The following is a 14,674-nucleotide window of genomic DNA, read 5'->3' on the forward strand; positions in this document are numbered from 1 at the left end:
CCTATTGTTCATACAAGCTATCCAAAGGGCAATGAGCTAACTCTACCAAAAACTCTGCAATTTTTTCTGTAGTAGCTTTGAGATATTTTTCTGCTTTTTCAGGGGTAGCTTTGTGTGGGTTGCCTACGCCCGTATCTTCGGTAATGGCTGTCCACAAGCGTTGGGAGATAACCCAACCTTCTCTTAGCCCCTTGATAGTAAACTTCTTTTCTTTGCCATCACCTGCCTCGGAAAGCGGCAAAGCCCATTGAGGGGCTATTTTCATGATGACACTTGTTTCCATTTCTCCTGCATGGTCGCCGGGTTCATCAAAGTACAGATTCCAATTCGCCGCCTTGTACCAATCCATTGCACAAACAAAAACATCAGGAAAATGCACGTACAACTCACGTATCATCTGCTTGAAATTGTTGCCCCCATGCCCGTTCATGAGGACTAATTTTTGAATTTTTTGACGAGATAAAACATCTGTAATATCTTTTAAAACAGCAAGTTGTGTGCTTGGACTCATATTGATACACAGCTTAACCCCAAACTGCCCTGTATTTACGCCGAAGGGAACGGTAGGAAGCACAATCACTTTTGCTCCTTTGTCCCATGCTAATCGGGCAGACTCGGCGGCTACATAGTCTGCTTGGATAGTATCTGTGGCATAAGGAAGGTGATAGTTATGTGCCTCAGTAGCTCCCCAAGGCAAAATAGCTACTTGATAATCTGTGTCTTTGACAGTTTTCCAATTGGTTTCTGCTAAAATGTAAGGACGAATCATGGTATTTGTATATTTATTCATCAAAAAGTAAATCTTCTAACTCATCTAAGTATTCCCTTAGTCTTTCTAAGGCTTGTTTGTCTTGCTGATTGACTACTGCTACGAAATCATCTACTATTTTGTCTTTTAAGTCCATGATTTTCATGTTTTTATCCTCATCAGCTAAGACATGAGGGTTAGTAATTTCCAAAGGAATGTAATTAGCAGGGAGAGTTTCTTTAGCTTTTTCTTTTTTGATAGGCTTTTTTTCTACTTTTTTGGCAATGTTGATAGACTCCCTAAATCCCTTACCTTCTGCCATATTCTTACCTATCTGCACCAAAATATCTTCTGGCTCGCCTGATAGGTTGGTAAGGGCTACTTTTCCAAACTTAACTTTGCGGTTGAGCATATCCCATTTCAATCGCTCATTGCCAAGCGTAATTTTATCTATCACTTCTGCAAATTTCTCATCGGTGCGAATGGTTTTTTCGGAAACTTTATGCTGGCTTGCCAAACGCTCGGCAGTACGTTCTGCATCTTTAGCAAATTGGTCTTTATTAAACTGATTTACACCTGACCCGCCTATTCGCTTTTTTTCTTGCTTGTATTGCAAGCCACGCAAGTAGGCTTTGGCTTCTTCGGTAACGTTTCGCTTGCCAAGTTGGTTGAGAATCATCCAGTCTTTTGCCTCCTCCTTATCCTCAAAATTAACTACTTGGACTTTGAAAAGGAGATTGTGCTTTTGGCAAATTTGATAGCGGTTGTGTCCATCTATCAAAACATAATTGCCCTCAGGCTGTTCCCAAACGATGAGGGCATCGCGGCAACCATCTTTTAAAATGTTGTCCTCTAATAACTTAAACTCTTCGTCTAAAAGTGGGGGGATAAATTTTTGTAGCTCTTCGTCAATGATGATATTTTGGCGAATATAATCTGTAGATTCTTTATTTTGCTGCTCTGCTTGCTTGACAAGTCCTTCAAACTTAAACTGTTTCTTTGCCATAATTTACGCTAAAATCTATTAAACGCACTGTAATTGGGATATTTAGTGGGCAAAGAAAAAAAATAATTGTGGAAAAAGCAAAAAAGTTACAAGGGAAAATTTGAGAGAATATTTCTTACTTTTCTCTCTATCTGCTACTTAATTAGGGATTTAAGTGCTTTCATAGCTATCCATTTTCCACGATTTTTATTTCTTCTTCGGTTAAATTGTAAAGTTGGTAAACTAAGTTATCTATTTCTTTTTCAAGCTGTTGAATTTCGTCATCTAAGGGCATTACTTTGGCTTTTTCCTCTGTAAAAAATGTTTTCCATTCTTTTTGCTTGGGTAAAGAAAGTTTGATTTTAGATTTTTCTAATTCTTTGGAAAGCTCGTTCCAATCCAATTTATACCAATTTTCAAGTTTGCGAGTGAATTGGTCTTTTCCAAAATTACTCGTTATCAAGTCTAAAAAATCTTTTTGAGACTGGTAAAATTGTTTGTTGAGAAAAAGTAAGCGATTGACTTTTTGAGCAAGGTTTTCCTGTTCTGATAAACTTATTTGAGGGATTGGTATTCTTTCTAATTGATAGGCATAAATGTCTTTGTTTAAAAAGAATTTAGAGAAAATAAAATTGACAAGTTTAGAATTTAAAATCCCTAAAATAAAACTCAAATCATAATTTTCATTCTTTAAAATGCCTATTCTCAATGTGTTAGTACATAAATAGCCTTCACTATCCAAAGTAGCTACGATTCTTTGTTTTAAAGTTAAATTTCTGATTCTTTGAATTAAAATCTTGGGTTGTTTATAAATTTCTAATTCTTTGAAAATAGATTTATCATTTTCAAATTGAATGTATGTTTCCTCAAAATTAATTTGGTAACGACCAATATTTTTGCCAACTAATACTTTCTCAAGCCCAATTTGATATTTTGAAGTAATTTTTTCAGAATTTCCCCCTATCTCTATGCCTCTCGGCAGGTCTAAAATATTTCCTAAAGTTTCTTTATTTTCATAAATTTTATCAATCAAATCAAAATCTTTTTCTTCAGAATTAAGTTTAATTTCATAATTATTTTTCTCTAAATCAAACCGACTTTGACGAATAAGGTGAAAAATGTCTTCATCAAAATTTTTACGATTTTTAAAAACTTGGATTTGGTTATGTTCCTCAGCTTTTTGATTTTTAAAGATAAGAATAGAAACATCAACTGCCGCTTGGTCAAAAACGGTTTCTCCTAAATAGGCAATTTGCGTTATTTGAGTTTTTTCAAACAAAAAACGCCTCAAATCAACAAAGTCTTTGTTACTCAGAAAAGTGCTGGAGGTGATAAAACTAAGTACGCCACCCTTTTTTAGTAATTTTTGTCCTTTTTCAATAAAAAGCCCATACAAATCAAACTGCCCTTTGGCAGTTACATACTTTTCCAAAAAGTATTTTTTCTGACTTTCTTGAATCAATTTAGTACTCACATACGGCGGATTCCCCACAATCAAATCAAAACCTTCAAAACCTGTCAGGTCTGCAAGACCTGACAGGTTTACAAACGCCTTTGGAAACTCCTTTTTCCAATCAAAAGCCCTTTCGTCTATACTTGGTTCATCTATGAGCGAATTTCCTTGTTTGATGTTTTCGCAAATAAAACCACTTTTTTCAAAAAGTAATTCCTTGCAAATCTGAACTGCATTTACATCTAAATCAACACCATACAAATTATTTTCGATAATCCACTTTTCAGACTGAGGGAAATCGGGGAAAAGCGTGTGATATTTTTGGAGTAAGAAATCAAAACTTTCTATCAGAAAAGCACCCGTCCCACAAGCCAAATCCAGAATTTTAATATTTTGCAAAGCCTCAAAAGTATTGTTTTGACCTGCAAGGTATTCTTTTACAGTTTCAGTAATGATGTAGTTGGTAATAAAATTTGGGCTGTAAAAAATGCCTTCTTGCTTGCGGAAATCAATCGCCAAAATGCTTTCATAGCTATCCATTTTCTACTATTTTTATTTCTTCTTCGGTCAAGTCGTAAAGCTTGTAAACTAAGTTATCTATTTCTTTTTCAAGCTGTTGAATTTTTGTGTCAATGCTTACTGCTTCTTTTTGCTTTTCTTCAAAAATTTCTATCCATTCAAATCTTTGCTTAGGGCTAATTTGCCCTTTTTGCTTTTTGATTTCGTCTTGGAATTTTTCCCACGTAAGGAGATACCACTTTCCTAAGCTACCATTGATTTTCTCAGGCTTAAATTCTGCTTGGATAATTTTTAAGAATTTTTGAGAAAGGTTATCTAATCCTTTGTTTAGCTTCTGCAATTCCAATACTTTATGCTCAAAAGGTTGCTTTTGTTCTAAACTCAAAATAGGAATAGGCACTTGTACCATTTTATTGTAATCCAACTTATTGCGCCCTCTTTCTTCTGCATTGCCATACGCTACAAACTTTAATCTTTTATAAAAATCGAAGACTTTTGAATTAAGAAAAGCACAGAGAAATAAATCTGCATTGGTGATAAAATAGGCTGAATTATTGAGATAATAACCCTCTGTATCGTAATAAAAGTAGTGATTGACTGCTGTGTAAATATAAATGATTTTGGGCTTGTCAAATTCTTCATAATAGTCGCAAGCTCTTAAATTATAAGGTGTTTTGCCTTTATCTTGCCTTGCAACAAGTTCTTTCTCAAACTTTTTTAAATACTTGAAAATAGCAGGATAGGTATTCTCTGAAATTTCTATATTGTAGCCTGTATTTATCAAAAACCATTCATTTTTATTTTCCAAATGCCATTTTTTAATATCTGTAGGCATCATATAAGGTTTTATCAACTCAGCACTTCGAGCATCTTTCTTAATCAGTTGTTCTTTGGTTTTGCGGTCAATGATAAATGCTTTATTGAAACCTGTTACAATGCCTCTGTAAATATTAAAATTAACATACTCATACAAAGGCTTTGTTTCAAAAGGGATGTTTCTGCCTGAAATTTTATCAAAAATAGCTTGTTTTTCACCTGTGGCAAAAATCCATTCTGTATCTGTGAAGTTCTTTTTCTCAACAATGAGTGGATTATCTAATTTTTTATCAAAATCAGTAATTTCCTTTTCTTCTAATAATACTTGGGTGATAGCAAAATAATAAAAATTATTATCAGATAGTTTTTTTTTCAAGATAATGATTTGAGGTTCTGTACTTGCGTCCTCAAAAACTCTTTCTTCAAAAAAATCTACAATTTGCTCAATTTCAAGATTTTTTAGTATTTTTCTTAATCCCTCTCCATACTTTGTTTTAAACCATTTATTAGGAGTGATAAAGCCCAATGTCCCTCCTTCTTTTAGCAACTCTAAGCCCTTCGCATAAAAATATACATATAAGTCTGCTACCCCACTATACACAGATGAGTAGCGTTTTTCATAATATTTTTTGTGCGCCTCACTTAAAAGTTCTTGGCGTACATAAGGCGGATTCCCCACAATCAAATCAAAACCTTCAAAACCTGACAGGTTTACAAACGCCTTTGGAAACTCCTTTTTCCAATCAAAAGCCCTTTCGTCTATGCTTGGGTCGTCAATGAGGGAGTTGCCTTGTTTGATGTTTTCACTCAAATCGTTGAGTTTGCGCTTGCCCTGTGCTATGCGAAGCCAGAGGGAAAGTTTGGTGATAGAAACGCTTTCAAAGTTAATATCTACCCCAAAAATATTGTTTTCCAAGATTTGATGAGAAAAATCTTGTTCGCTTGTTTTTTTCTCTGGCAGCGCAAATGGCGTAAAGAAAGCGTTTTCTTGCTTTGGTTTTTCCTCTTTGGGAGCTTCTGTTTTTGGAATTGATTTCTTCGTATTTTCTATCCAAGTGTATTCTTTTAAGAAATAGTTTAAGACTTGGTTCAGAAACGCTCCACTTCCACAGGCAGGGTCAAGTACACGCACTTGCGAAAGCCAAGTTTGGTAGGCTTGTAAATTTTCTAAAATGAGTTTTCTATTTTCTTCTTTCTCAAAGTCAATAACCACAAAATCAAGTTGTAACTCTTTTTTCTTTTCTGTGCAGAGTTTCCCCAAGGTTTCCTCAATGATGTAATTGGTAATATAAAGGGGTGTATAAAAAATACCATCGACTTTCCGCTTGCTTCTTTGCTTCACTTCCCTACCCGCTTCTTCATCTGCAATGTCTTCCAATAGTTCGGCTTTTTTCGCTTCCAATTCGTTCAAACTATGCTCAAAAATATGTCCTAATACATTTACATCTATGTCTGTATCAAAATCATAGCTACTTAACTGTTCACTTCTGCTTCTGAGGTTTTCATCATCAATCCTTAGATTATCAAGTACCTCGTCATAAGCAAACAAGCCTCCATTGTACCCATAAATGTCATATTTTTTGCTTCGGAAGCCATCGTTGATGAAGCCAAAATGTGCCTTGAATCTGTCGTAAAGACTTATCTTATCTCCTTCCTCTTTTCTTGTTTCCCACTCTTTGATAATGGTGTGTATCAGATTGGCAGGGAGTAAGCCCTTGTCCTCAGCAAAACACATAAATACGATTCTATCTAAAAGTTTTTGGGTTTTTTGGAAAAGCAATAGCTTGTCGTACCCACGATTGAGGTGGACAATGTTTTTGAACAAAGACTCTCTAAATGCCTCATAGTCATTGTAAAAAGCAAGTGTAATTTCCTGCTCTCTTTGGATAGACTTTTGTTTGAGGTCTAATGGCAGGTCTTTGGCAATATTTCTTTGGTGCAAAAGGGTGTAAAGCACCTTAAAGCGTTCTAAGTCTAAGTTAAACAAGTCAAACTCCTCATGCTCGAGGGTATTGTCTAAGTAAAATCGCAACTTTTGAAAATTGGAAGTGATGACATAGCGACAGTTTTGGTGGGCATTTTTGTAGGCAAAAGCCTGTAATTCTATATTTTTCAAATCAATCGTCTTGGTATCTTTTAGCTCGATAACTGCAAGTATTTTTTCGTTTAGCACAATGACGGCATCAACTTTTTTCGCATCATTGGGGTTTTTGTATTCAGTAATGAGGTTGTGCTTTTCATGAGGAAATAAAGTATAGCCCAAGATGCCTACAAACAGGTCTTTCAAAAAACCTTCTTGGTACTGTTCTTCTTTTGCCTCTTTGATATTTTGCTGAATCGTAGGGTCGCCAAAGTGCGCCTGAAATTTCTCATACGCCTCTTGGACAAGCACTTGATTTTGTGCTTTGACAAATTCTTTGAGTACAGTTTTTTGGAATAAAGACACCTTTTTGAGTTATCAGTTAGAAGTAATAAGTTATGAGTTATTTTTGCAAAAATAAATAAAAAGTGATAAAAATAAAATTTTATTTCTATCACTTTTTAGGTTTTGCTAAGTAAATGTCTGTATTTTTATTGCTTAGCTATTTTTTCCTTGGAATCATCTCCTCTCTATTGGCAGAGAGCCATGCAAATACTGCCATCATGACTGCGTTGTGTTTGAGGTCTGCCTCTATCGCTTTGTCGTACACGTCCATGCTGGTATGGTGGGTACGTGTGGAGTACTCGATAGGGTCTTGGATAAACTGAAACCCGGGTAAACCAATGGCATCAAAAGATAGGTGGTCAGTGCCGCCTGTGTTGTTCAAAGTAAGCGTAGATGCTCCCATTTTCTCAAAAGGTCTGAGCCATTCGCGGAAAATAGGCATTACGGCTTCGTTACCTTGTAAGTAAACACCTCTGAACTTTCCTGTGCCATTGTCCATGTTATAATAAACGGAAAATTTGTCCGCCGCAGGTGTAGTCTTAATGGAGTCGTAGGGCGCGCTCACGTCCAATCTTTCACCATAAATTCGCTTTACATAAGAACGAGAACCCAATAGACCCTGTTCCTCACCGCCCCACAAGCCAATGCGGATAGTTCGGCGAGGGCTAATACCTAATTTTTTCAAGATTCTAATTGCTTCCAAGCAAACCGCAGAGCCAGAGGCATTATCGGTAGCTCCTGTGCCTGAGTGCCAAGAGTCTAAGTGCGCCCCAATCATGACTACTTGGTCTTTAAGGTCAGTACCGGGGATTTCAGCAATCACATTAAAGCCTGATTCTGCTTTGGTAAAGGCTGTTTCTAAGGTAAGTTCCAACTTTACAGGCAATCCTTTTTGGATTTGTCTGTAAAGGCGATTGTAGTGTTCCGCTGAAACCACTATTTGCGGTAAAATAGTAGGAGCGTTAGGGCTATATACTCGTTCTCTTTTATCAAAAGGCACATCAGGGGAATAAGGCACAGTGGCGGCACTTACTAAGACAGTGCCGTCTTCAAGGCGAGCATTAGGGCTTGCTTCTAATACGGCAATTGCTCCTTCTGTACGACACAGTTCCCACTTTAAATAATTGAGTTGTAGGGCAGTGCGTACCCCTTGGAAACCCCTACCTCCGCCTCTTTGAGGAAATTCCTCTGGCAGTCTGGCATTTGCCATTTGTAGCAAGGTAGAGTCAGCAAACCTATGTGCATCAGCCTTGAAACCCGGCTCTACAGGTGTGGGACCACTAAAAAGCACAATTTTCCCTTTTAACTTTCCTTTGTATTTATCCAAATCACTTTCATTTTTAATATCTAAATAAATAGCTTCGGTTTGTACTGTTCCTTTTACACTTGGCGACCATGCCTTAGGGAAAGCAATCATAGGGAAATAGGCAGGCTCTAAGCTGTGTAAACTAAACTTTTTGAGTTCCCAACCTCTGCCGAACTCTTCGTTCCAAGAATCAAAATGCACGTTTTGCAAGCCCCATTCTTCCATAGTTTTCTTGGCGTAGTCTGCCGCTTTCCTGTAATTAGGAGAGTTGGTCAAGCGAGGTCCGTAAATATCAGTGAGCATACTCAGAATGTCCATGACTTGGGAGCGATTCATTCCTTCATCTTTGATTTTAGCAACCATTGCCGTATCAATTTTCTCACGAGTTTGAGCCAAAGAAAAATCTGCTAAAAATAGCGCAACGATAAGCAGAAAACTGCTACAAATGTGTATTGTTTTTCTCATAGTAAATGTGATTTTTTATTAGAAATCATTGAATATGCCTGAAAATTACAATTTTCCTTTATTTTCTGTAAATTTTAGTCGCTTTTTTAACGCTTTTCTCGTATTTTCGCCTTGTCTTAAAACAAAATATAGATATGAAAAAAATACTTTTCCCGTCTTTGATTAGTTTGCTTTTTCTAAGTACTTTGACTCTTGTTTTTGCTTCAACAAATATTTGGGAAACACTTTTTAAAGTAAAGTGGTACAAAAAATATAGTGAAGTAATGAAAGAAGAAATAGAATTTCCCATTTTTAACCCTGAAATCAAGGCTCTTGACGGCAAAGAAATTACCATTACAGGCTACCTCGTGCCTTCGGAAATGTATGGAGGAGATACCAATTATTGTATCATCTCTGCTTACCCTGCATCAAATTGTTTCTTTTGTGGACAGGCAGGTCCCGAAACGGTTATGGAGGTCTATCCACAAAAGAAAAAAATGTTTCAAGGCAGTAAGTTTACGGTCAAAGGCAGGTTAAAACTTAACCCTAACGACCCTGACCATCTTATTTACATATTGGAAGATGCTGTGCAGATAGGAAGTGGGCAATGATAGATAAAATACAATTTAACTCATATGAAGAAAATAAAAGTAATCTTATCTCTATTCATTTTTTTGATAATAGCCTCATGTGCTTCTCAAGAAGATAAAAATGAAGAAGTTGCAAATACCAAAGAGGAAAGCAAAACTGAGGAATGGCTGGTGCTTTTTAATGGGAAAGACCTCGATGGTTGGACACCAAAATTTCATCACCATGAGTTAGGGGATAACTATGCCAATACGTTTAGAGTAGTGGATAGCGTCATTCAAGTAAACTATGATGGCTACAAAGAATTTAATGAACGCTATGGACATTTGTTTTACAAAGAGCCTTTTTCCTCTTTTCACCTAAAATTCCAATATCGCTTTACTGACCAATGGATGAAAGATGCCCCCTCTTACACCTATAGAAACAGTGGTGTCATGTTTCATTCGCAAGACCCCAAAACCATTCTCAAAGAGCAAGATTGGCCTATTTCTGTGGAATATCAAATGCTTGCCAGAGAAAAGGAAGGAGAACCTCGCCCCACAGGAAACATGTGTTCGCCAGGGACAGATGTATTTTTTAATGGAGAGAAGTCCCCACAGCATTGCATTAATTCCTCCTCGAAAACTTACGAATGGTACGAATGGGTAAGTGGAGAATTGATAGTTTATAAAGATTCTCTGGTGATTCATAAAGTCAATGGAGATACAGTGCTCCAATATACCAAACCTCAAATAGGTGGCGGTGTATCTACACGCTTTGACCCTGCCGTCAAAATAGATGGCAAGCCATTGACAGAGGGCTACATAGGACTACAAGCCGAAGGGCAGGGGGTGGAGTTCAAAGATATAAAAATTAAAAAGTTGGATTGAGCATATTTAAATTGGAATTAAATTTTGTGCTAAATTTTACATTACTCAATCAAAATGACAGCATCATTTTTTTGAAAATCAAATAGTAGTAAGCCATCAATGAATTGGTCAGAATTGGTAGCAAAATCAATTGCATCATCTCTACTAAACCTGCATCAAATTGTTTTTTTGTGGACAAGCAGGACCCGAAACAATTATAGAGGTTTATCCAAAAAAAGATGTTTCAAGGCAGTGAGTTTACGGTCAAAGGCAGGTTAAAACTTAACCCTAACAACCCTGACCATCTTATTTATATATTGGAAGATGCCGTGCAGATAGGAAGTGGGCAATAAACTAAACATAATTTGGCATGGACATTAAGGAAAATCTAAAACTGATAAGTAAGGCAGGTCTTGCTATCATACGAACTCTCATAGTTGTAGTAAGTTTAGGTATTTTTGTTAATTGGACTTTGGCGGTAATAGGCTTTTTTATTATCAAGCCCTTGTCCTCTGGTGCGGTAGTAGTATTATTGTTAGGTTTTATGGTAGGTCTGCCTATTGCTTATTTTCAGGTTGGAAAAAATTATGCTATTCGCAGAGGACTATATCTGATTTTCAAAGAAAAAAAGGTGGCTCTCTTTGAGTACATTGTTTATCAAATACTTAACTCCGCCAAAGACAAAGTGCTTACTTCTCAAAATTTTAAAGACTATCTGTCCAAAACTTCTCTTTGGCTCAAGCACTTTCCCAAACCTATACAGTTCATCATTTCCTTTTTACTAAGTAAAGTACCTGTTCATGAAACCTTATTATCCGTCATAAAAAACCAAGAAATAAGTGAAAAAACGATAGGAGATATTAGTGAAAAGGTGGCTAAAGAACTTGATGAGAGGACACCTGTTAATTTTATACAACCTAACCTTGCCGCTCTTTGGTTTTTAATGCTCATCAATTTAATAGGATTTATCATAGTATTTATGACCAAATAAACGCATTGTAAATAGAAAAACCATTTTCTTGTTTCTATTTTTAGAAACCCTTACCAAATTGTAACTTCTCAAATTTTGTCTTAAATTTGCCCTCTAAATTTAAAACTCGTATAAGATGCGATTATTCTATTGTTTACTGATACTTTCTGTTTTTTCTTGCCAACAAAAATCTATTCAAGATATTCCACAAGACAAACTGTTTTCCCTTATTCCTAAAACAGTTACGGGCATAGATTTTAAAAACGAGGTCGAGGGGTCTAAAGAGATGAATATTTTTAGCTACCGCAATTTCTACAACGGGGGTGGCGTAGGCATAGGAGATGTGAACAATGACGGCTTGCCTGATATTTACCTCACTGCCAATATGAAAGAAAATAAACTGTTCCTCAATTTGGGTAATTGGCGGTTCAAAGACATTACAAAAGAGGCGGGAGTAGAAGGTAAAAAATCTTGGAGTACGGGGGTGGCAATGGTCGACATCAATGGAGATGGCTTATTGGACATTTATGTTTGCAACTCTGGGAATTTCAAAGGAGATGACAGAGCAAACGAACTATTTATCAATCAAGGTATTAAAGACGGAATCCCTACTTTTGTAGAGCAAGCCAAAGAATACGGAATAGCCGATGAGGGACTTTCTACCCATGCCGCCTTTTTTGACTATGACAAAGACGGCGATTTGGATTTGTACCTACTCAACAATTCTTTCAGACCCATCAGTAGCTTTGGGTTGGAAAACCTTAGAAATGAAAGAGATATAAAGGGAGGCGATAAACTGTATAGAAACGATAATGGTAAATTTACAGATGTTAGCACCCAAGCCAATATTTACGGCAGCGTTATCGGCTTTGGCTTAGGCGTAACGATTGGCGATGTCAATGATGATGGTTGGCTCGATATTTACGTTTCCAATGATTTTTTTGAGATTGATTATCTGTATATCAACCAAAAAAATGGCACTTTCAAAGAAAGTCTAAGAGAATGGATAGCCCACACCAGCGAAGCCTCTATGGGGGCAGACATGGCAGACATCAACAATGACGGTCGTCCTGAAATTTTCTCTACCGATATGCTCCCCGAAACTGACGGCAGATTGAAAAGAACGACCACTTTTAATTCTTATGATACCTACCAAGAAAAACTCAAACAGGACTACTACCACCAATTTACCCGCAATATGCTCCAACTCAATATACCTTTGGCTAAAGGTACAAAAAATGGACAAGCGGGATTTTTTACAGAAATTGGTCAGATTTCAGGAGTTTCTGCTACTGATTGGAGTTGGGGCGCACTGATTATGGACTTAGACAATGACGGTTTGAAAGATATTTTTGTTTCTAATGGCATTTTTGAAGACCTTACTAATCAGGATTTTGTGAACTTTCTTACCAGCGATGAGAACATCATGGAGGCTATCAGAACCAAGAGTTTTGACTTTACAAAGTTCAAAGAAAAAAGCAATCCTGTGTTTATTCCTAACTATGCTTTTAAAAATAATGGGGATTTGACCTTTACCAACAAAGTACAAGAGTGGGGGCTTGACCAAAAAAGTTTTTCCAACGGCTCGGCGTATGCTGACTTGGACAATGATGGAGATTTGGACTTAATAGTGAATAATGTCAACCAAGAGGCTTTCATTTACAGAAATAATGCAGAAAAATTAGAACAAAATAACTATTTGAAAGTCAAACTTGTAGGTGAAGGGAAAAACACTTTGGGCATAGGAGCAAAAGTTATGATTTTTGCCAAAGAAACCCCTGAAATCAATATAGGTATCAGCAATTCTCCCAATATGCTTTTCTTAGAACAAGCCCCCGCACGCGGTTTCCAATCTTCCATAGACCCTGTGATGAATTTTGGTTTGGGAAAAAATAAGGGCATAGATTCTTTGGTAGTGATTTGGTCGAGTGGGAGAAAACAAGTGCTTCCCCAAGTAAAAATTAATCAACAAGTTGTCTTAGAGGAAAAAAATGCTCAATATGCAGCAAATCAAACGCCTGAATCCGCTAAAACTTTTTCACTTTCAGAAGTTTATAATACACAAACCATTTTCCAAGACATTAGCCAGCAAATCAGTTTAGACTATAAACACCTTGAAAATGAGTTTAATGAGTTTAATAGAGAACGCCTAATTCCTCAAATGTTTTCCACTTTGGGACCTAAAATAGCCAAAGGAGATATAAATGGCGATGGCTTGGAAGACTTTTATATAGGTGGGGCAAAAGACAGTGCGGGGAAACTATTTATCCAGCAGAAAAATGGTACTTTTTTGAGTACCAACCAAGTTCTTTTTGAAACAGACAAAGCCTCAGAAGATACAGATGCCCTATTTTTTGATGCAGACGGGGACAGAGATTTGGATTTATACGTAGTAAGTGGAGGCAATGAGTTTTCAGGGCAAGCCTCACCTTTGCAAGACCGACTATACTTGAATGACGGCAGAGGCAATTTCAAAAAAGCAGAAAACGCCATTCCAAGTGAGTTTAATGTGGGTTCTTGCGTACAAGCGGCTGATTTTGATGGAGATGGAGATTTAGACCTATTTGTGGGGAGCAGGGTCATTCCTTTTGAGTACGGTATTCCCCCACGCAATATGCTTTTGCAAAATGATGGCAAAGGTGTTTTCAAAGATGTCATCAAAGAGGTAGCCCCAGACTTAGAAAGACTGGGCTTGGTTTCAGAAGCAGTTTGGGCAGACTTTAACGGTGATAAAAAGCCTGATTTGGTGGTAGTTGGTGATTGGTTGCCGATAGCTTTCTTTGAAAATAAAAACAATAAACTCATCAACGTAACAACAAATAACCAACAACTCACCTCTAACAGTGGTTTCTGGAACTGCCTTCTTGCAGATGACTTTGACAATGATGGCGACATAGATTTCTTTGCTGGAAACTTAGGCTTAAACACTAAACTCCAAGCCTCTGCAAAAGAACCTATCCAATTGTATCTGAGTGACTTTGATAAAAATGGGGATTTAGACCCCATTCTTACTTATTATAAACCCAACGAAAAAGGAGGGAGGAATAGTTATCCTTTGGCACTCAAAGACGAGTTGATTTCCCAAATTTTACCACTAAAGAGAAAGTACTTGAAATACGAGGATTATGCGGAAAAAACTATTCAAGATATTTTTACTACTGAGGAATTACAAGGAGCTAAAATATTGGAAGCAAGAAACTTACAATCTTGTTTTATAGAAAATAAGGGCAGTAGCAACTTTGAAGTAAAATCCCTACCCACCTTAGCCCAGTTAAGCCCTGTATTTTGTTTTTTAGTGCTGGACTACGACAAGGACGGAAACAAAGACTTACTTTTGGCAGGGAACTTCACTGCGGTCAAGCCAGAAATAGGTAATTACGATGCTTGCTATGGTTTGCTGCTCAAAGGCGATGGGAAAAACAACTTTACCCCCATTCCTGTGAGCCAAAGTGGATTTTTTGCACAAGGAGAGGTCCGAGATATGATTTCTTTAAGGTTAGCTAATCAGAAAGAGGTAATCATCATTGCCAAAAACAATGATAAGGTTCAAATATTAGAGAAAAAATAGCCGT

The 14,674-nt window shown here is 36.9% G+C and carries 9 protein-coding genes; 4 read left to right on the top strand and 5 right to left on the bottom strand.

Annotation, left to right across the window (positions count from 1 at the left end; genetic code table 11):
* Position 1: 1 nt before the first annotated feature.
* The 5 genes from BM141_RS18155 to BM141_RS18175 form a co-directional block, all read right to left on the bottom strand.
* On the bottom strand, positions 2 to 790 hold the full coding sequence (locus BM141_RS18155) for a creatininase family protein (RefSeq protein WP_245764103.1): 789 nt from the start codon (positions 788 to 790) through the stop codon (positions 2 to 4).
* A complete protein-coding gene (locus BM141_RS18160) occupies positions 783 to 1,754 on the bottom strand; it encodes a ParB N-terminal domain-containing protein (protein WP_091548891.1) in 972 nt (323 codons plus the stop codon). Before BM141_RS18160 ends, BM141_RS18155 begins: the two co-directional genes overlap by 8 nt.
* A 166-nt stretch (positions 1,755 to 1,920) precedes the next feature.
* Positions 1,921 to 3,726 carry an Eco57I restriction-modification methylase domain-containing protein gene (locus tag BM141_RS18165; RefSeq protein WP_091548892.1) on the bottom strand — a complete coding sequence of 602 codons (1,806 nt, stop codon included), beginning with the start codon at positions 3,724 to 3,726 and terminating at the stop codon, positions 1,921 to 1,923.
* Positions 3,719 to 6,967, bottom strand: coding sequence for an Eco57I restriction-modification methylase domain-containing protein (locus tag BM141_RS18170; protein ID WP_091548893.1), 3,249 nt, complete (start codon positions 6,965 to 6,967; stop codon positions 3,719 to 3,721). Before BM141_RS18170 ends, BM141_RS18165 begins: the two co-directional genes overlap by 8 nt.
* Positions 6,968 to 7,103: 136 nt before the next feature.
* A complete protein-coding gene (locus BM141_RS18175) occupies positions 7,104 to 8,717 on the bottom strand; it encodes a M20/M25/M40 family metallo-hydrolase (RefSeq protein ID WP_091548894.1) in 1,614 nt (537 codons plus the stop codon).
* Positions 8,718 to 8,851: 134 nt separating this feature from the next.
* Between BM141_RS18175 and BM141_RS18185 the strand changes: the two genes are divergently transcribed.
* The 4 genes from BM141_RS18185 to BM141_RS18200 all read left to right on the top strand — a co-directional run bounded on the left by BM141_RS18185 (position 8,852) and on the right by BM141_RS18200 (position 14,670).
* Positions 8,852 to 9,307, top strand: a complete 456-nt coding sequence (locus tag BM141_RS18185; protein WP_143090983.1) for a hypothetical protein — start codon at positions 8,852 to 8,854, stop codon at positions 9,305 to 9,307.
* Positions 9,308 to 9,331: 24 nt separating this feature from the next.
* Positions 9,332 to 10,153 (top strand): 3-keto-disaccharide hydrolase, encoded by an 822-nt coding sequence (locus BM141_RS18190; RefSeq protein WP_091548897.1) that lies wholly within the window; start codon positions 9,332 to 9,334, stop codon positions 10,151 to 10,153.
* A gap of 349 nt (positions 10,154 to 10,502) precedes the next feature.
* A complete protein-coding gene (locus tag BM141_RS18195) occupies positions 10,503 to 11,123 on the top strand; it encodes a hypothetical protein (protein ID WP_091548898.1) in 621 nt (206 codons plus the stop codon).
* A gap of 115 nt (positions 11,124 to 11,238) precedes the next feature.
* Entirely contained in the window at positions 11,239 to 14,670 is a 3,432-nt protein-coding gene (locus BM141_RS18200) for a VCBS repeat-containing protein (protein WP_091548899.1), read from the top strand.
* The last annotated feature ends 4 nt before the right edge of the window (positions 14,671 to 14,674 follow it).

Source organism: Thermoflexibacter ruber, assembly GCF_900113045.1.
Taxonomy (GTDB): Bacteria; Bacteroidota; Bacteroidia; order Cytophagales; family Thermoflexibacteraceae; genus Thermoflexibacter; species Thermoflexibacter ruber.

Bases quoted from the DNA above. Each gene is read 5' to 3' on its own strand.
- BM141_RS18155 (WP_245764103.1), bottom strand. From the start codon at position 790: ATGAATAAATATACAAATACCATGATTCGTCCTTACATTTTAGCAGAA.
- BM141_RS18160 (WP_091548891.1), bottom strand. From the start codon at position 1,754: ATGGCAAAGAAACAGTTTAAGTTTGAAGGACTTGTCAAGCAAGCAGAG.
- BM141_RS18165 (WP_091548892.1), bottom strand. From the start codon at position 3,726: ATGGATAGCTATGAAAGCATTTTGGCGATTGATTTCCGCAAGCAAGAA.
- BM141_RS18175 (WP_091548894.1), bottom strand. From the start codon at position 8,717: ATGAGAAAAACAATACACATTTGTAGCAGTTTTCTGCTTATCGTTGCG.
- BM141_RS18185 (WP_143090983.1), top strand. From the start codon at position 8,852: ATGAAAAAAATACTTTTCCCGTCTTTGATTAGTTTGCTTTTTCTAAGT.
- BM141_RS18190 (WP_091548897.1), top strand. From the start codon at position 9,332: ATGAAGAAAATAAAAGTAATCTTATCTCTATTCATTTTTTTGATAATA.
- BM141_RS18195 (WP_091548898.1), top strand. From the start codon at position 10,503: ATGGACATTAAGGAAAATCTAAAACTGATAAGTAAGGCAGGTCTTGCT.
- BM141_RS18200 (WP_091548899.1), top strand. From the start codon at position 11,239: ATGCGATTATTCTATTGTTTACTGATACTTTCTGTTTTTTCTTGCCAA.